The following is an 18,140-nucleotide window of genomic DNA, read 5'->3' as shown; positions in this document are numbered from 1 at the left end:
TCAGCATGCAATTCAGTTACTTGAGCTACTCAAAACATCGGATGTTCGATTTCATTTGCCTGTGGCTGTTGCCTGTCGGGCTTTTTTTGCTTCTATCTGATTTGTATTTTGTGCCTGACCGCAGTATCCACCACAAACTGTATTACGGATTCTTCAGCATCCCGACACTGATCGCAGTTCTATTGCGACCGCGCGAGATGAAGACATTGCTTCAGGAGCCGTTGATCCTGGGCCTGTTGGCGTTTATCGCCTGGGCAATGATCACCCTGATATGGAGCCCGACTGACAACCATCCGCTCGGTCTGTTAAAACCACCACTGCACATCTTGATGCTGTTTTTGGGCTGCTCCCTGCTGGTCAAATACCGCAGCGAAAGCCTTCAGCCCGTGTTTTTCAGCGCCGCTGTCGTTGTGCTTGGGATCACGGTTTACAACTTGTATGTGTTCGTCGGCATCTACTCGCCCGATGTGCGCATGGTCGGGACCGGCGCCTTCGACAACCCGCTTCTCAGCTCCCATGCATTCGGGTTCTTTTGCATTTATTGGCTGACGTTGGGGATGACAAGCAAGCGCTTGGCCACCGTCATGGCAGCGGCTCCGGCTTTTCTGATTATGTTTGCCGCGCTGCTTGCCACAGGATCAAGAACGCCTCTGGTAGCCCTTGTATTGAGCATGATCTGGCTCAGTTTTATTTGCTGGAATCGTCGTTCATTAGCGTTGGTGGGCATGCTCATCGCTGGCGCTGTCGTGGTTTTTGCACTGTTCTCCGAAATGATTTTCAGCCGTGGCAGCTCATTCCGTTTTGAATTATGGGGCATGGCACTTGAACTCATCGGCCAACATCCATTCTTTGGTCATGGTTATGAGGCGCCGCTGGCACTGAGGCTTGAAAATTCCGATTCTTTCTTCAGCGAGCCGCATAACTTTGCCTTGGGCGTTCTCTACTACGTGGGCATCGTCGGCCTGATCCCCTGGGCGTTTATGCAGCTATGGGGCCTATATAACAGCTGGCGCCATCGGGCAAATCCATTGTTCATCATGGCTTCCGCATGGCTGGTGTACGGCATTGGCGCTGCCCTGACCGAGGGCGGCGGGATCCTGCCACGCCCTAAAGAACACTGGTATTTGCTATGGATTCCCCTGGCGTTTATCGCGGCATTGAGTGTCGGCCAGCGGCTCAAGGCCATCCTCGATCGCCCCGTCAAATGCGTGAACAAGGCTGATTTCAACGCCCTTCAGGTCAATGCCAACGTCATTGAAGAGGACGGTCTGGGGCCAAAAGTGCTTCGACTGGAAAACGGCAGCTTCCTCAAACTCTTTCGCGAGCGACGCTGCTATACCTCTGGCAGTTTCAATCCTTATTCGCAGCGCTTTGCGGTCAACAGCGAACGCTTGCAAGCACTGGGCATTACCACCCCTACCATCCTCGATCTGTATCAGTTTGCCGATGGCAGCAGCGGCGTGCTGTATCAGCCATTGCCGGGGCAAACGCTGCGTCAAGTGATGCAGTCAATGGGGTCGGGCGCGATGCGGGAGGCGTTGGTAGAACGTTTCGGCAAGTTTCTGGCACGACTTCATGAACAAGGCGTTTACTTCCGCTCGCTGCATTTGGGCAACGTCTTGCTAATGGACGACGGTGAGTTTGGCCTGATCGACATTGCCGATCTGCACCTTTACCCGTCGCCACTAAGGCTTGCATTACGCCAACGCAACCTGCGCCACATGCAACGCTACCCTGAAGACCGCCGCTGGCTGTTCGAAGAGCAGCTGCAAGCCTTGCTCGACGGTTACGCCAGCCTTGCGCCGGATATTGCCGTGAGACGTTTGAAGCAGCAGATTGAACAACTGGGCCAAAGTGGGAGCAACGTCAGTTGAGCCTGGGGAGCAACAACCCGTTATGGGCGGTGATTGCTTACGCGCTGGCTATTACGACTTCAGCGTTGTTGCTCCGTTATTTCCCGCGAATTCGGCAGAGCCTTGAACATACCGGAGAAAACCGTTTTTCAAGTGTGGACGGATTGCGCGGGTATTTGGCGTTCGGGGTATTTATCCATCACAGCGCCATTACCTGGATATACCTGCATACCGGTGTGTTTAACGTGCCGGAAAACTACTTTTACGCACAAATCGGGCTGGCCAGTGTTGCGCTGTTTTTCATGATCACCGGGTTCCTGTTCTGGAGCCGACTGATCAAGCATGGCCGTGAACATGACTGGCTAGCCTTTGCCGTGTCGCGCGTATTTCGTCTTTATCCGCTCTATTTGCCGCTGTTGCTGGTCGTTATTCTTTGCGTGTTTTACCTGCAAGGCTGGAGCTTCAAGGATGAACCACTGGTGGTGGCCAAGCAGATTCTGGCTTGGCTTGTATTCGATCGGCCCGACATCAATCAGTACCCCCAAACTGGCATGCTGATTTCCAATGTCACTTGGACGCTCAGCTATGAAATGTTTTTCTACATGGCATTGCCACTGTTCGGGATGGTGTTCCTCTACCGCAAAAGCTGGAAACACACTGTGCTCTGCCTGCTGGGCATTTATGCGCTTTATCAGATTGTCGGCTGGGAGCACTCGCTAAAAAAACACATCCTGATGAGTTTCCTTGGCGGCATTGCAGCGGCGTACTGGGTGCGTCAGCCCAAATGGGTTGCATGGGGCCAATCCCGCACCGCTACCTGTATTGCCCTGCTGTTGATCGTCGTGCTGCTGTTCATGTTCCGCAAAAGCTTTGCAGTTGCACCACTGCTGCTGTTAACAGGCTTCTTTTGCATCGTCGCATCGGGCAATACCCTGTTCGGTGCCTTGAAGCTGCGCAGCATTCGCTGGATGGGAGAAATCAGCTACAGCACTTACCTGTTGCATGGGTTGATCATCTGGCTTTTGATGAACCGCATGCCGCTGGTGATGCAGTGGGATACCAAACAACCGCTGACCTTTCTTGCACTGGGTGCAGTGGGTAGCGTGTTGCTGATAATTATCAGCAGCCTGACGTTCTCATTCATCGAGAAGCCAGGCATGCAAGCAGGCAAGAACGTCACACACTGGTTGCGCAAGCGTCTTGCATTCAAAGCTGCCGCACCTTTGAAGGATGAAGCCTGAGCCTCAGCTTTTTTCCAACGGCGAAAAATACAAACGACCCAGGCCGCGCCAGGTTTTGCCGGTCCAGTGTTTGAACGGGATCTGCTTGAGCAGCTCGCGGGCCAGCGCCCGGTCACGGTTAGCTGTTTTTAGGAACATGGAGTTGAGAAACTTGTACCGCACTTCGTCGTAGAGCGGGTGATCGCTGAACAAGGCGTAGATGCGCAGAATGCTATCGATCATGAAACGGTGGTTTTTGTACGAGTTGGTCGCGTGTTTGCGGTATTGCGCCATCACCACGTTCAGGCCGTCGATGAAGTACCCGGCGTGTGTGATTTTCAGCTCGATGTACAAATCTTCCAGACGGATGCTCGGGTCGAAGCCCCCCACTTTGTCCAGCGCTTCGCGGCGTATCATCAGGGTGGTGGCAGGCGGGTATGGCTTGCGTTCCAGGAACATGTCGTCAAAGTCCAGCCGTCGAAACGGAACATCACGACGCTGGCGCTTCTCGGGATACAAATTGCCCTGGGCATCGATTAGTTCGATATTACCCGCGCAAATGCCCACCTCGGGCTTGCCGTCCATGTACTCAACCTGAACCGCAATGCGGTCCGGCTTCATGATGTCGTCGGAGCCGAACGGTACGATCAATGATCCCTTGGCTCGCGCAATGGCGCCATTAAGGGTGTTGGTCAGGCCCTGGTTCTGTTGCACGCGAAAATCAAAACCATGGGCCGCCTGCAAACGCTGTATACGTTCCACGCTATCGTCGGTAGAGCCGTCATCGACCACCAGCAATTCGATGTTCGTATACGTCTGATCCAGAACGCTTTGAATGCTCTGTTCGATATAAGGGCCGTGGTTGTATGAGGCGATGATCACCGTCACCAAGGGTTGAGCGTGTGTCATGAGCGTTCCTTGCGAGCTTGACTCAAGCCTGAGTCGATCAAATCCAAATACGCTTGGCGGAACACCTCGATGTCATGGTGCTCCTGCAAATAACGGTAAGCCTGTTCGCCCTTGGCGCGCAGGGCTTCGTCCGGCAGCGACAGGTATTGATCGAGCGCTGCGGTCAGGGTGGCGACATCACTGGGTTTGACGGCCAGCCCGCCAGCACCCTGAATCAGCGGCAACATTGCTGGCACATCGGTAGCAATCACTGGCAAGTGGCCGCTCATGCCCTCCAGCAACGCCAGCCCCAGGCCTTCAGCCAGTGAAGGCATGGTCCAGATGTCGAAAGCGCGCACGTACTGCAAGGCGTTTTCCTGAAAACCCAGCAGATGCGCTCGACCATTGAGGCCCAACTGCTGAATTTGCTCACGCAAGCGCGACTCTTCTCGCCCGGCGCCAATGATCGCCAATTGCGCATTCGGGTATTTGTCTTTCAACGCGGCAAAAGCCTGTAACAGGAAGCGATGCCCCTTGATAGGCACCAGTCGCCCTAAAGCCCCCACCATGCGGGCATTTTGATCCAGCCCAAGTTTTTCGCGTGCCTGAACACGTGGCAATTGCAAGGCTTCGGCCTGTTCAATGTCGATGGCATTGGTAATCGCGTAGGTATTTTGGTCAGTAAAGCCGCACTTGCAGTCCAGCAGGTATTGCTTGACCGCAGGCGATACACCAACAAAACGCCATGCCTTATCGATCAGGCGCTTGGCCTGGCTGCGGCGATAGACGCGATCGTATTCACCGAAACCGTGAGAAATCCCCACGCACAATGGGATTTTCAACCAGCGATTGAGCTGCAACATCATGTTGACTGGCTTGAAACGGTTGCAGATCACGACGTCGAATTGCTCTTTGCGGCAGAACTTATACAGCGCCCACATCGCGCGAATGCGCATGCCTTTGAGCGCCTTGTCGCTGAATTCGAAGTACACGGAGTGATCCGCTTTGCTCACCGGCTCGCCCGGACCGGGACGTCCGCGCAAAAAAGCAGCGGTAATCTCATAACGCTCACTGGGCAGGGCACGCACGATCTGCTCGGCGAGGTCGGCAAAGTCGTGGGATTTGACGTTGTAATCAGGCTGCAACTGCAGAACCTTGGAACGTTTCATAGCTCTCCCCGGTGAAATCCGGTGGCATCAATAATCCAGGATGGCTCAGCGGCCAATCGCTGGACAGTGACGGGATCAGGTATGGGCAAGGCCGCCCATTCATTGCGCTTCCAGCAGACGAAGTGAAAGTACGGAAAGGTGTGGTCGCCGTCACGATCATTCGTTAATTGGCCGTTCTTCCAGAACCATTGGCCCGGGAAATTTTCTGTGCCGTCATGCCATTTGATGCAGCCACCCGGCGTACTGAACGCCTCGGTGAAGTCGCTGGTACGGCGCAATGGGTTGAACTTGCCTACAAGATCAAACAAAGGCTTCGGAAAATTCTTGCGCCACAAGAAGATGCGGCTGAATGCGCCTTCATCCAGTGCATGATGTTGATCATCGGTAAAACGCTGCTGCCAGTTTTCGATTTTCATGAACAACTCGCGCTTGCAACGGGTATTGCGCATCAGGCACAGATGACCCGCCACGCGGCGTTCATGGGTCGAAAACAGGTCATAGCGCGACAGACGCTCAGCCGTGAAATAACTGCGCAAGTTGCCGTACACCAGATCAATGTCGCCAAACGCCCAAAAATCGTAACCCTGCAGGCTGTCCTCATGGATGTAACCCAGCGCGGGTTTGATGTCGCATAACTTGTAAGCGGCTTTGGGCGCGAAGTTGATATTCAGACGCGCTGACACGGTACGGCAATAATCGCCAAAACTGATGCTCTGGATGTTTACGTTAGGCGGCAGGTTGTCAGGCACACCACAATCGCTGAACAGCAGCCAGTCAATGTCAGGGTTGCGCCGGCAACTTTCCAGAAAAAAGGGCATCCAGAACGGCCACTGGCCGAAGTATGGAATGACAAACACAATACGCGGCGATGGTTTTATCACGGGGAACTCAATGTAAAGGTCGAGATAGAGGACAACGCTATGCCCCTGTTTACGGTGTTTCTTATTAGTTGAGCCGCCAAAACAGCTCATGGCGGCGAACCGCTTTTCGGAAAAACTCGTTTTCACCCCAAGGTGATGGCTTTCGGCCAGCCAAGAGCTTCTGTATCGACCGACGAACGCGGCGCTTGAGCGCAGCACGAGGTTGCAGGTCATGCATCATGCCCAAGGCCATCGCCTTGTCACGCTGCTGTGCTGAACTCAGCAACAGGCAGTGGGGCCGCAACGTCAGTGTGGTGTCGAACACCGGCGGCAGCGCAATGCCATCACCACTGTTACCCATTGGCCAGCGGTCATTGTCATGCAAGTGATTGGCATAACCCAATACCGTTTGCGGCTGCCACTCAAGCCCGTCAAGCGCCTCGATCACGGCTGCATGGGAGCAAATATGGTCGGGGTGCGGGTCGATGGCGGGATGCGGCAACACCAGCACTTCAGGGCGGGCCCGCAGAATTAACGCGCGCAGGTCCGCCAGCAAGTTGTTCCAGGTCGGCGCACCGTCCAGATCGCCCGGCAGTGGGAAGGTATTCAACTGGCGAAACAGGCGAGTATCGGTCAGGTCGGCCTCGCGTGAAGGTACCGGCTGGTCAGGAGCCGCCTGCATGGCAGGCAGTTGCAGGCAGAAATAGCCGAGCTGCGCGCAATGCGCTTCTGGCACCCCGGCCCAGCGTGGCACTGCCAAACTGTCCCAGGCCCGCAAACGGCCCTTGAGCCGAGCCGCTTCGGCGCGCCCAAAGCCCATCTGTTGATAGTGCTCGGCCTCGATTTCACCTGCCGTCAGGGTCACGATCCATGCTTCTTTGGCCTGGCTGTACAAACCAAAAGCTGCCAGCTCGGCATCGTCGGCGTGAGGTGCAATCACCATGACCCGCTGCTCACGGTAGTCAGGCTGGCGCATGACCCACAGTTGAGGCTGGCCCATGATCCGGCAATAACGACCACGAATACTCAATTGACCTGCGATCAATGCGTCGGCATTGCCAGTGAGATTCACGTAGCGCAGGCCATTAACGCCCCGCTCGAAGGTTTGTCGGTCGTCGGAAAACATTACAAACGGGTCAATAAAACGCCCCAACCAACCACTTTTGACCTTAAGCGCGAGGATCATGGTTTCGTTGCCGCAAAGGTCAATGGGGGCGTCCAGGCGCAAGTGACTGCCTTCAAGGCGAACCGCCGGGCACTCGCTGTCGGCTGCAAAGCGGTATTGATAGTCGTCTTTGGGGGAGTAAAACAAGTGGTCGGCAAACCACGCTTCGTGGGCAACCCAGGCCAATACAGCCAGCGCAAGCGGCAGCCACCAGACCACCAGCACACCGCTGGCAATCAATATCACCAGACCGACCAGCAAACTGATGCGCTTGTTGCGTCGATGGCGCTTTAAGAGGTGTTGTTTGCGAGTCATCACTGGGCTCTTGTTTGCTAGCGGTTTGCCTGTAGGAGCGCGCTCACCCCGCGATGGCATCAACCCGGTCTAAACACCGTGTACGTTGCATCGCGAAGCGCGCCTGCCCCAATCACACCTTGAAGACAGGCACCGAATTGCACCAGCGCTCTTTGTATTCGCGGTCTGCGCGGCCGAACGAGAATCGCAGAGGCTTTTCGACGCTACGGGCCTGTTCCCAGGCCGACTGCGTATTGAGAAAACTCAGCACACTGCCGGGACTGAACGCGCGGGTTTCGGGGTCGACGCCGCCATTGACGTATTCGACGCTGATCCATTGCGGCGATTCAACCCGATACACCAGTTGGATTGCAATCGGGGCATCGTTGAGGAAGATCACCGAGCCGATCAAAAACTCACGCAGCAACTCAATCACTTCAGCCATGCGCTCGGCCCCCGTGGCGACAAACCCCCAACGGCGCAGAAACAAATCGCAATAAATTGCCGCCAGTTCGACGCTGGAAAACGTCGAAACCGGACGTATCACGCCGCCCGCCTCCTCCAGCAAACGCAGTTCGCGGCGCTGGTTGTAGCGGAATTTTTTCGAGAGTTCTTCCGGGGTACGCGCCATGGCCAATTGTTCGGCTTGCGGCTGCAAGGTGCTGAAACGCCCCTCATTAAGTTGCGACAGGTAACGCCCACGATGGCGCAACGGCGCTTGCGCGTCTTCGGCAGCAGGCAGGATCAACTCGGCATTGCCCAGATCGAACAGCCCTTTTTTGCCGTGACGCTTGAGCACATCTTTGGATAACGCCAGATCGCGCCCCCAGGTGGGGATTGCAGCTTTCAACTCGCCGTTGTGCTCCCAGGCCAAGTAACGCACCGGGATGCCGGCCAGGTCTGCCAGACGTTCTACCACCTGCGGGTGGGTCGCGACGCTGCCACCAAAACGCTGCCAGGCAGCGGCATAGGTGTGAGCGTCAACTGCGCGCCAGCCGCGCTCGCGCCAGCCCTGAAATCGATTAAGCATCAGGACTCCGCAGTCAGGTCGGTGACTTGCGGCAACTGCCAAAACGTGTCGCGTACAGCCTGATCGGAAAAACGCTCGTGCAGGCGCGCCAGCATCAGTTCAGCACATGCTTGACGCTGAGCGTCATCGAGTTGCGCCAAATGCTGTAAACCTTGAGCCAAATGGTCAGCGTCGCCCAGCGGGAATAAAATCCCCACGCCTTCGACCACTTCCTTGGCACCGCCACACGCCGTGGCCAGCAGGGGAACACCTGCCGCCATGGCCTCAAGCAGCACCATGCCAAAGGGCTCGTGGTCCGAACTCAGAGCAAACACGTCGAATGCGCGGAAAAAGCGGCGCGCGTCGGGGACTTGCCCGAGAAAATTCACCTGAGCGGCGATCCCGAGTTCGTTGGCCTGCGCCTTGAGGTCATGCTCCAGACGGCCCTTGCCCATAATCACCAACTGACTGCCAGCAGGCAGTTGCGGCAATGCCTTGGCAAAACCCTGAATCAGGGTGGCCTGGTCCTTGTCCGGATGCAGACGGCCGACGTTGCCCACGATGAAGGCTTGAGCAGGCAAACCCAGGTCGGCACGGGCTTCGGCACGTGGCAACTGGCTGGCTTGAACTGCCTGGATGTCGAGACGGTTGTAGAGCGTACGAATACGCCCGGTCGGCCACTTGGGCAGGCACTTGCGCATGTCATCGCGCACAGCATCCGAGACGCCCAGCAGGCTCAGACGCTTACGGAACAGGTGCGCAAACAGCTTGCGACTGCGGCGCTGGTAGTCACCAAAGGCGTGATGCACGCCGATCACCGGCAAGTCGGTGGCCAACAAAGCGATATAAATCGGCTTGAAGCGGTGGGCGATGCAAAAACTGAACGAGCGCGAGGCGGCGATTTTGCGCAACGCGCGAATGGCCCCCAGCTTCAGGCCACGAATGGCGCTGGAGCTGAATTCCATGAACAGCACTTCGTCCGACTCGCAGCCCGCCGCCACTTCGGGATCGGCCGCCCCGGTCAGAAAGACCGTGGTGACCTTGTACCCGGTGCCCGCGAACAGGCTGGCGTATTGACGGGCACAGTCCAGAAACGGCCCGTCATAGCCGTGGCAGAACTGCAACACATGACGCTCAGTCGAGCGAGTCATAAGCATCCGCGCCGTCTTTGACTACCAGAATGTCTTCCATGATCAAGTACTGCAGATCAGAGCCAAAGAACATGTTCAGTGCGTCAGTGGGCGAGCACACCATCGGCTCGCCACGGCGGTTCAGCGAGGTGTTTAGCGACACGCCGTTGCCGGTCAGTACTTCAAGGGCTTTCATCATGTCGTAGTAGCGCGGGTTGTATTCACGCTTGAGCACTTGCGCGCGCGAGGTGCCGTCTTCGTGCACAACTTCCGGCACGCGGGTTTTCCACTCTTCTGCCACTTCAAACGTGAAGGTCATGAACGGTGCCGGGTGATCGACCTTGATCATCTGCGGGGCCACGGTATCGAGCATCGACGGGCAGAAAGGCCTCCAGCGCTCACGGAACTTGATTTGCTCGTTGATGCGGTCAGCTACGCCTTCGCTGCTCGGGCAACCGATGATCGAACGGCCGCCCAATGCACGCGGACCGAACTCCATACGGCCCTGGAACCAGGCTACCGGATTGCCATCCACCATGATTTTGGCGATGTTCTCAGGCGTGTTGTTGATCTTGCGGTACGCCGGTTTGCCCGGGTGACGGGCACACGCGGCAATCACGTCTTCGTTGCTGTACGCGGGGCCAAGGTACACGTGCTCCATCTTCTCGACCGGCACGCCACGGGCTTCAGACACATAGGCCGCCGCCCCCACTGCCGTGCCTGCGTCGCCGGAGGCAGGTTGTACAAACAGCTCCTTGACGTCAGGACGGGCAATGATCTTCTGGTTCAGCTTCACGTTCAGCGCACAACCGCCAGCGAATGCCAGCTTGCCGCTTTCCTTGAGGATGTCACCCAGGTAATAGTCGATCATCTGCAGCGAGAGTTTTTCGAACAGCGCCTGCATGCTGGCCGCGTAGTGGATGTAAGGTTCATCGGCGATGTCGCCTTCACGCTTTGGCCCCAGCCACTCGATCAGTTTTGGCGAGAAGTAGAACCCCTTGCCTTTCTCTTTGTAACGACGCAGGCCGATCACGTTGGCGTATTCGGTGTTGATCACCAGCTCGCCGTTTTCGAACGAGGCCAGACGCGAAAAATCATATTTGCTGGCATCGCCATACGGCGCCATGCCCATGACCTTGAACTCGCCGTCGAGCATCTCGAACCCGAGGAACTCGGTGATCGCGCCATACAGGCCGCCGAGGGAGTCCGGGTCGTAGAATTCTTTGATCTTGGTGATCTTGCCGTTTTCGCCATAGCCGAAGAAGGTGGTGGCGTATTCACCCTTGCCGTCGATGCCCAGAATCGCGGTTTTCTCTTTGAAACCGGAGCAGTGGTAAGCACTGGACGCGTGCGCCAGGTGGTGTTCAACCGGTTCGATCTTGATTTTTTTCGGGTCGAAACCCAGTTGCTCAAGGCACCAGACAATTTTGTTGCGGTAGCGTTTGTAGCGACGATTGCCCATCAGGATCGCGTCGAGCGCACGGTCCGGGGCGTACCAGTAACGCTTGGCATAGTGCCAGCGCGCCTCACCGAACAAGCTGATCGGGGCGAAAGGAATCGCGACCACGTCAACGTCGGATGGCTTGATACCCGCTTGTTCAAGGCAGAATTTTGCGGACTCGTAAGGCATGCGGTGCTTTGCATGCTTGTCGCGGACAAAGCGCTCTTCTTCGGCCGCTGCTACCAGCTTGCCGTCGATATAGAGGGCCGCTGAGGGGTCATGGCTCAGGGCGCCGGACAGGCCAAGAATCGTCAATGCCACAGGTTGTGCCTCTTTTGAATGCAGGCAGGCGGCGGGCGCCTGAAAAAATGAAGTGCTCCCCGCACCGCAGGAAACAACTAAAGGGCGGGATTATAGCGTAAAGAGCGCGGTAATGACCCAGCGCTATTTGCCGCGCCTGCGCGCCGGAACCGACAGAATCGCAGGTCATGCGTTCTGAAGTTCTCGTCTGATGCCTCTTACGCCCGCTAAACTGCGCGCCCTCTGCTAGCCTGAAACCCGTCGCCCTGCCGGGTCGCGTCACACGGAACCCCGATATCCCCCATGAAATGCTTTGTACCCGCCCGCTTTGCCCTTTTACTGCCGGGCCTTTGCCTTGTGCAGCCCAGCTTCGCTGAAACACTTGAACTCGACCCCAGCGTCATCACCGGATCACGCAGTGTCAGCCCGAGTTTTGACTTGCCTTATTCGGTCGATAGCATCAACCAACAGCAAATCAGCGATGGCCAATTGGGCATCAACGCCTCGGAAGTGCTGTCCCGCGTGCCGGGGCTGGTGGTGCAAAACCGGCAGAACTATGCGCAGGACCTGCAAATTTCGTCCCGCGGATTTGGTGCGCGCTCCGCATTTGGCGTGCGCGGCATCAAACTGATTGCAGACGGTATTCCCGCCAGCACCCCGGACGGTCAGGGTCAGGCCGCGACATTTAACCTCGACACAGCCGAGCGCATCGAAGTCCTTCGAGGCCCGGCAGCCACGCTGTACGGCAGCAATGCCGGTGGCGTGATCCAGATGTTTTCCCGCGATGGCGAAGGCCCGCCCCGCATCGGCGCTGAAACCCTGGTGGGCAGCGACGGGCTGAGCAAAAACCACCTGACGGCAGAAGGCGCCGCTGAGGGCGTTGGCTTTGTGCTCGATGCTTCGCGCATGGACACCGACGGCTACCGCGACCACAGCGCCGCGCGCCGCGATCAGACGTTCGCCAAGCTCAACCTCAAGCCCGATGACGACAGCAAACTGGCGCTGATCTACAGCAGCCTTGAGCAAAACGGCACACAGGATCCACTGGGCCAAAGCTGGGAGGCCTACAAGGCAGACCCGCGCTCGGTCACGCCCAATGCAATCAAGTACAACACGCGCAAAAGCATCGATCATCAGCAACTGGGCATGAACTACGAGCGCTACTTCGGCGACGCGACCTTGCAGGTCAATGCGTACACCGGCACGCGCAGCGTGATTCAGTATTTGGCGATTCCTAAGTACATCGGGAATACCAATACACTCAACCCGGCAAACGCTCGCGGTGGAGGTGTCGTTCAATTTGACCGTAAGTTTTACGGTGCCAATGTGCATTGGATTCAACCCATAGATAGTGCACCGGGTGAACTGGTTATCATCAGCGGCCTGGACTTTGATCAGAGTCGTGATAACCGTCATGGCTATCAAAACTACAATGGCGACCAGCTAGGCGTTAAAGGTGAAATGCGTCGCGACGAAGTAGACACAGCACGCAGCCTGGACCCATTCGTGCAAGCAAACTGGGCCATAGATGATTGGACACTTCAAGCCGGGTTGCGCTACAGCACTATGGAAATGGATGTCGACGATCACTTTTTGAGCAACGGTGACGCCAGCGGCACCAAACGTTATGAAAAAGCAACGCCGTCGATGAGCGTGATGTATGCCTTCACACCTGAGCTGCATGGCTATATCAGTGCTGGAAAAGGGTTCGAAACACCCACTCAAGCCGAACTGGCCTACGCGCCGGGAAACCAGGAAGGCTTCAACTTCGGCCTGAAACCTTCTGAAAGCACGCAGTACGAAGTGGGCCTCAAAGCACAGCTCAACAACACACGCATTAACGCCGCCATTTTTCAAATCACTACTGAAGATGAATTAGTGGTGGCAGGCTCGGTCGGTGGACGTACCAGTTACCAAAACGCCGGTCGCACCCTGCGTCGCGGCTTCGAGCTGGGCGTCGAAAGTCAGCTCAGCGAACACTGGACCACCTCCCTCGCCTACACCCGCCTGCAAGCGACCTACGACAGTGATTTCGCCAGCACCAAAGGCCCGGTAGACAAAGGCAATTACCTGCCCGGCGTACCTCAAACCACGCTGTTTGCCGAAGTGAACTGGAAGCCCGCTGACTGGGTCAGCACTGCCGTCGAAGGCATGTACCGCAGCAAGGTGTACGTCGAGGACACCAACAGCAAAAAAGCGGCACCGGCTTACAGCGTCTTCAACTGGCGGGCACGCTTTGAGCAGAAGGTCGAACACTGGACCTTCCACCAGACCCTGCGCCTGGACAACCTGCTGGACCGCCAGTACGTGGGCTCGGTGATTGTGGCCGACGGTAACGAACGCTTCTACGAGGCCGCCCCCGGCCGCTCGTGGTATGCGGGAGCCGGTGCGCAATACAGCTTTTAAAGCGGGATGAGGGCGCGCCATCGCGCGCTATCTATCTAATGCCATGAGCTGAATGTTCTGAGATCCCCTGTCAGCACAGACCCGCGCGATTCCCGCGCGGGCATTGACAGGGATGCCTCATGACCCTTCACCTGAACCGCCTCAAAAGTGCCGCGCTGAAACTGCACACCCTGCGCGGGCATTTGCCTACGCTTGAAGACGCGTTTAATCATCGGCTGCGCGCACGCTTCCCGCGGATACCCCGCGACAGCCGCACGCAGGACTTGCACATCAACCATCCTGCGCCACCCGAGCCCGGGCAATCACCGGTGCTCATCAGCAGAACCATCAGCTCTCATATTGAGGAATGCTTTTCGACTCAAAGCACTCCTACCTTCGTACAAGGCTCAACCCACGTTTACAGCCACGCTTACTCATTAATCGAGCAGCAACGCCTCGCGGGGCTGCCCCCTGCCGACCTCGAAAGCTACCTTGAATATGTCATTCGCAATTATGACTTTTGCGCACGCGATGCCCTGGCTGAATTTTGGCAAACACCGCATGCCGCTTACGCGTCTCTGGCGCCTCAACAATGGCTGACACAGTGCCTGACAGATCTTGTGCTGGACGAAGCGGCGGTGCGCCTTGCGGACCAGACCCTCAGCCGTACAGCGGTCGAGGCCATTCAGCACTTTTTCGGCACTCAGGCATCTGTTCCCCAGTCGCAAGCCCAACTGACTGTGTATGAAGTGTTCCTGAAAGCTGAAAGACCCATGCTCGATATCAAGCTGGCAGGCACCTTCGTCATTGCCGATAAAACCCTGGACCAAAAGACGGCCAATGCATCGAGTCAGATGGTGCTCTATACGCCGGATAACGGTATTGAGGCATTCGATTCACTTCAGCAGTTCACGCACGAACTCCACGCAAGGCTCAAGGACCCTTACCAACGAGCGGCGTTGCTCAGAGGGGTTCTGGCCAAGGAGCAGACACAGGTTCACGCGCTGGAGCATGTCACGCTGGTTGCAACTGACCGGAACGCCCCGGAGCTCTATACCGGGCATTTAATCGACAAACTCGCGCATGACGTGATGCATGCCTGCGCCCTCGCCCGACGCGGCCAGACGGCAGGGCTTGCAGCCGTTAGCCCCGACACGCTGTTTGAGCAGATCGAACAGGCCCTGACTGCTGGCTGGTTCGTAAACCCCGCAGCCATCCTGCGCGCGCGATATGCCCGCCTGTTTGAACAACAGTTGCCGCAGTGGCTCAAAACCGCCACGGACGATGAAAAGGCACAGTGGCGTCTGGCCACAAATCAACTGATTCACGCACAAGAAGCCTCAGAATCCCTGCACGCGCAGCCCATCGCCCACAGCGGTAAAAAACAAACCCTGCTGGAGTACGCCAAGGCTCAACTCAAACAGCAGGTCAACATTGACCTTGGCATTGAGATTAATCCAGATGCCGTTTACGTCCTGACCACAGAGGCCATCCAGACAGGGCCTGTTATCTACCCTATTTTTGGCTCGGCCTACACAGCGGGGAACAGTATTGGCAGGACAGGCCCCTCCATCAGCTACAAGACCACACGACTCAGCCTTACCCAATTAGCGCTGTCCAATGTCGGCGTGTGGGACGTAACGTTTGCCCTCACGGCTCAGGTCATCGACGTCAACGGCGCACCACACGCGCGACTGACCAAACATTACGTCAAAGGGCTGGTGCGTACGGTCGATGTGGGCGAGCGCTATAAGGCTCACCTCAACGAGATGCTGGTCAACTCGGCTCAGGCGGGCTGGCGCAAAGAGCGCTATGTGGCGCTCAGGCGGGCGCAGCTACAGCTGGATATGCTTGAAGCCCGGCTGGCAGGCACCCTGAGTCCGGATCAGGCAGCCCGGATTCAGACCGTCCTCGATCAACCCGGCAACCCATTGCGGGCACCGTTCAGGGCGCACCTGCTACAGGTGAATAAAAACCTGCTGCCCGGCGTGCTGGTGTTCAGCTCGACCGACTCAACAGACCTGCTCTGCTACTTGCCCGATGCGCCCGACAAGACCTGGTTTGTGGTTGCACACTCGCGCAGTGAGTTGGGCCAGATGCTGTCGCGACCCACGCTGCACAACTACCTGCAACAGCGCGTGACCTCTGCCAGTTGGCCTTATCTCAAGCCCCTGCTGAAAACAGGACTGGACGCAGCCACGGTCCAGTTGCCGATCATCCCGGAGAACGTATTCGAGGCGTCTTATAACAACGAAGTGTCCTACGCCTTCAGGGATGCGGATGAACAAACCACCTCCACGTATGAAAGCAATGTCAACACCGCCAAGGAGGCTGCACTGGCAATTGTTGACGTTGTTTCCTTCGTACTGCCCACCAAGTTTCTACTCCCTCTGGTCGCGGCACGCTTTGTGTTTCAAGTCGCACAAGGCGTTGACGCACTGAAGCGCGACGAAGAACACGAAGCCTTTCTGCACTTCATGGGGGCTATTTCCCACGTAACCGATGGCGTATCGGACTTTGCAGGCTCGGCGGTTTTCGCACGCGCCATACGCCAGCGCGTCAAATCACCCGCGCCACGGCTCAACGCCGGGGCCGCCAGTCAAGGTGACTCGACAGGCCTGACTTTGCGCACGGGCGCAGAATATGGCGCAGGCGTGTACGAATCGACCTCAGGCACCTCGGGCACGGCCCTGCACTATGTGGAAGATGCCAAGGGTCATCGGTATCGCGCCCGCTACGACAGCCTGGATACCACGTGGCGCATCATTGACGAACGCCATCCTGGCGCACGCCATCAAACACCCGTGCGGGAACTGTCAGCAGGGCGCTGGGACGTGGACGATCAATCCCCCTTGCTGACACAGAACAGCGGCATTACACGGCTAATCAAACATGCGCGGGTGAGCGATATTGACCTCAGCGCACACAGCGCAGACGCCCATGGCATTTATCAGGTAAGCGACAAACACTACATCGAACAAAGTGGCCTGGTATTTGAAGTTTACAAAGGCTGGATGGGCCGCCATTGGTACCTGAAGACACCCCTGGGCACCGCCACTGTGACAGGCCCATTCAAGGTGCGCCTGGAGTCAAGGCGCTGGGAAATCAAATCGGGATCAGGCGCTCAAAAGCGTTGGGAACCGTTGACACTCCATCATCTTGATGTGCCCGTCGAGGCACCGGCCAGCCTGCTGAGCGAGTACGATGTGCCTGCACATGTTCATGCCCAGGTGCAAAACCTGATCGCTCACCACCCCCGCCTGCTTGACGCTCACTATTTCTCCATCAATCCCGAGCATGCGCGCACGGCGAATTTTTTTACTCAACTGCGCCTTAAGCTGTTTGCCGACGCCCAGACATTTTTCGCCAAAGAGCCTGTAAAACCTCGACCCACGCGCCCTGCACTGCCGGTAAAAACAACGCCCGACGATCTGTTCAGATCGTTGTTTGAAGAGTCCCGAGGCATTGTCATCGGGGAAAGTCATTCCGACCTGAGTGCCAAGAAAGTGCTTATCAAACACATGGGGGAATTGGCCGCCCATGATGTGAAGGTGATTTACCTGGAGCACCTTCAAACCGATCTGCATCAATCGATGCTGGATGACTATGCCAAAACCGGAAAAATGCCCCCGGCCTTAAAGTCGTTCCTTAAAGATCAGGACAGAGGGCACCAACTTCCGGCTTCCAGCGATCACACGTATAGCCAGTTGGTACGAGAGGCAAGGCGCCACGGCCTGGAGATCGTCGCACTCGATTGCATGGCCAGCTATAACCCGCAAGGCATGAACACGGATGGCCCCAATATTCAACGCCATGCCATGTTTAGCTACTTCGCCTCACAGGTTATCCGAACCCATCAGGCAAAAAACGGCGGCCAAAAGTGGATTGCTTTGACGGGAAATACCCATGCGAACCGGTTCAAGGGGGTGCCCGGACTCGCAGAACTGCAAGGCGTGATCGGCGTTCGCGTTTCAGACTCGGCTTCGGGCAGCAAATATCAACTGCGGCAAAACATTAGCCAAATAGTGCCTAAAAGCGGCATCCTCGGGCATAACTTCCTGAAAAACGATTACTGGCTTGAAGTCAAAATCAGCGGCGCGGAGCCAATAAAACTGGGCCTGACGCCTGAGCACATCGAAGCAAAACTGCACCAGCCCGGTCTATTTCTATTTGATAACGCGCCGGACGGGGGGCAAATCATTCACCGATCCACATCTAACGAGATTATCCGTACGCCCATCCGCACTCAGGATGACGGGCAGTTTTATATTGACCGTCCCGGCTGGGGCAGCATTCACCAAAAACGCTACGACTTTCTCGTCGACCTTAAACATGATCTGCACAGGATAGGCGTGCGGCTGGTTCACTGAACCCCGCTCGCCGTCTGCACAGCTGCGGCCTGACCTCATTGACGAGGGCGAGGTCT

11 protein-coding genes are annotated in these 18,140 nt (G+C 56.8%); 4 read left to right on the top strand and 7 right to left on the bottom strand.

Annotation, left to right across the window (positions count from 1 at the left end; all coding sequences use genetic code 11):
* Positions 1-5 precede the first annotated feature (5 nt).
* Positions 6-1,874, top strand: a complete 1,869-nt coding sequence (locus tag HBN61_RS00130; RefSeq protein ID WP_170046002.1) for a bifunctional O-antigen ligase/aminoglycoside phosphotransferase family protein — start codon at positions 6-8, stop codon at positions 1,872-1,874.
* A 2-nt stretch (positions 1,875-1,876) separates the two neighbouring features.
* On the top strand, positions 1,877-3,094 hold the full coding sequence (locus HBN61_RS00125) for an acyltransferase family protein (RefSeq protein ID WP_170046001.1): 1,218 nt from the start codon (positions 1,877-1,879) through the stop codon (positions 3,092-3,094).
* 3 nt (positions 3,095-3,097) lie between these two features.
* On the opposite strand, the gene HBN61_RS00120 is transcribed toward HBN61_RS00125, so the two are convergent.
* From HBN61_RS00120 to HBN61_RS00090, 7 genes are all read right to left on the bottom strand, one after another.
* Positions 3,098-3,982: a glycosyltransferase gene (locus HBN61_RS00120; RefSeq protein WP_170045936.1), complete on the bottom strand. Its 885-nt coding sequence runs from the start codon at positions 3,980-3,982 to the stop codon at positions 3,098-3,100.
* Entirely contained in the window at positions 3,979-5,130 is a 1,152-nt protein-coding gene (locus HBN61_RS00115; RefSeq protein WP_094991917.1) for a glycosyltransferase family 4 protein, read from the bottom strand. The genes HBN61_RS00120 and HBN61_RS00115 overlap by 4 nt, the downstream gene beginning before the upstream one ends.
* The gene (locus tag HBN61_RS00110) at positions 5,127-6,011 is read right to left on the bottom strand and encodes a DUF6625 family protein (protein ID WP_169963683.1); all 885 of its coding nucleotides are present in this window, start codon (positions 6,009-6,011) and stop codon (positions 5,127-5,129) included. Before HBN61_RS00110 ends, HBN61_RS00115 begins: the two co-directional genes overlap by 4 nt.
* A 64-nt stretch (positions 6,012-6,075) precedes the next feature.
* A complete protein-coding gene (locus tag HBN61_RS00105; RefSeq protein ID WP_170045935.1) occupies positions 6,076-7,470 on the bottom strand; it encodes a PIG-L deacetylase family protein in 1,395 nt (464 codons plus the stop codon).
* Between the two features lie 112 nt (positions 7,471-7,582).
* A complete protein-coding gene (locus tag HBN61_RS00100; protein ID WP_170045934.1) occupies positions 7,583-8,479 on the bottom strand; it encodes an antimicrobial resistance protein Mig-14 in 897 nt (298 codons plus the stop codon).
* Positions 8,479-9,609, bottom strand: a complete 1,131-nt coding sequence (locus tag HBN61_RS00095; protein ID WP_094991914.1) for a glycosyltransferase — start codon at positions 9,607-9,609, stop codon at positions 8,479-8,481. The genes HBN61_RS00100 and HBN61_RS00095 overlap by 1 nt, the downstream gene beginning before the upstream one ends.
* Positions 9,593-11,350 carry a carbamoyltransferase family protein gene (locus HBN61_RS00090; protein ID WP_094991913.1) on the bottom strand — a complete coding sequence of 586 codons (1,758 nt, stop codon included), beginning with the start codon at positions 11,348-11,350 and terminating at the stop codon, positions 9,593-9,595. The genes HBN61_RS00095 and HBN61_RS00090 overlap by 17 nt, the downstream gene beginning before the upstream one ends.
* A 282-nt stretch (positions 11,351-11,632) precedes the next feature.
* Between HBN61_RS00090 and HBN61_RS00085 the strand changes: the two genes are divergently transcribed.
* Positions 11,633-13,735, top strand: coding sequence for a TonB-dependent receptor family protein (locus HBN61_RS00085; protein ID WP_170045933.1), 2,103 nt, complete (start codon positions 11,633-11,635; stop codon positions 13,733-13,735).
* Positions 13,736-13,854: 119 nt separating this feature from the next.
* Positions 13,855-18,084: a membrane-targeted effector domain-containing toxin gene (locus HBN61_RS00080; RefSeq protein ID WP_170045932.1), complete on the top strand. Its 4,230-nt coding sequence runs from the start codon at positions 13,855-13,857 to the stop codon at positions 18,082-18,084.
* Positions 18,085-18,140 lie beyond the last annotated feature (56 nt).

This window comes from Pseudomonas sp. WS 5071 (genome assembly GCF_012985765.1).
GTDB classification, from domain to species: domain Bacteria; phylum Pseudomonadota; class Gammaproteobacteria; order Pseudomonadales; family Pseudomonadaceae; genus Aquipseudomonas; species Aquipseudomonas lundensis_A.
This window is presented reverse-complemented; position numbering and strand designations above follow the sequence as displayed.

Coding starts and splice junctions, on each gene's coding strand:
- HBN61_RS00100 (WP_170045934.1), bottom strand. CDS start 8,479: ATGCTTAATCGATTTCAGGGCTGGCGCGAGCGCGGCTGGCGCGCAGTT.
- HBN61_RS00095 (WP_094991914.1), bottom strand. CDS start 9,609: ATGACTCGCTCGACTGAGCGTCATGTGTTGCAGTTCTGCCACGGCTAT.
- HBN61_RS00120 (WP_170045936.1), bottom strand. CDS start 3,982: ATGACACACGCTCAACCCTTGGTGACGGTGATCATCGCCTCATACAAC.
- HBN61_RS00115 (WP_094991917.1), bottom strand. CDS start 5,130: ATGAAACGTTCCAAGGTTCTGCAGTTGCAGCCTGATTACAACGTCAAA.
- HBN61_RS00130 (WP_170046002.1), top strand. CDS start 6: ATGCAATTCAGTTACTTGAGCTACTCAAAACATCGGATGTTCGATTTC.
- HBN61_RS00080 (WP_170045932.1), top strand. CDS start 13,855: ATGACCCTTCACCTGAACCGCCTCAAAAGTGCCGCGCTGAAACTGCAC.
- HBN61_RS00105 (WP_170045935.1), bottom strand. CDS start 7,470: ATGACTCGCAAACAACACCTCTTAAAGCGCCATCGACGCAACAAGCGC.
- HBN61_RS00085 (WP_170045933.1), top strand. CDS start 11,633: ATGAAATGCTTTGTACCCGCCCGCTTTGCCCTTTTACTGCCGGGCCTT.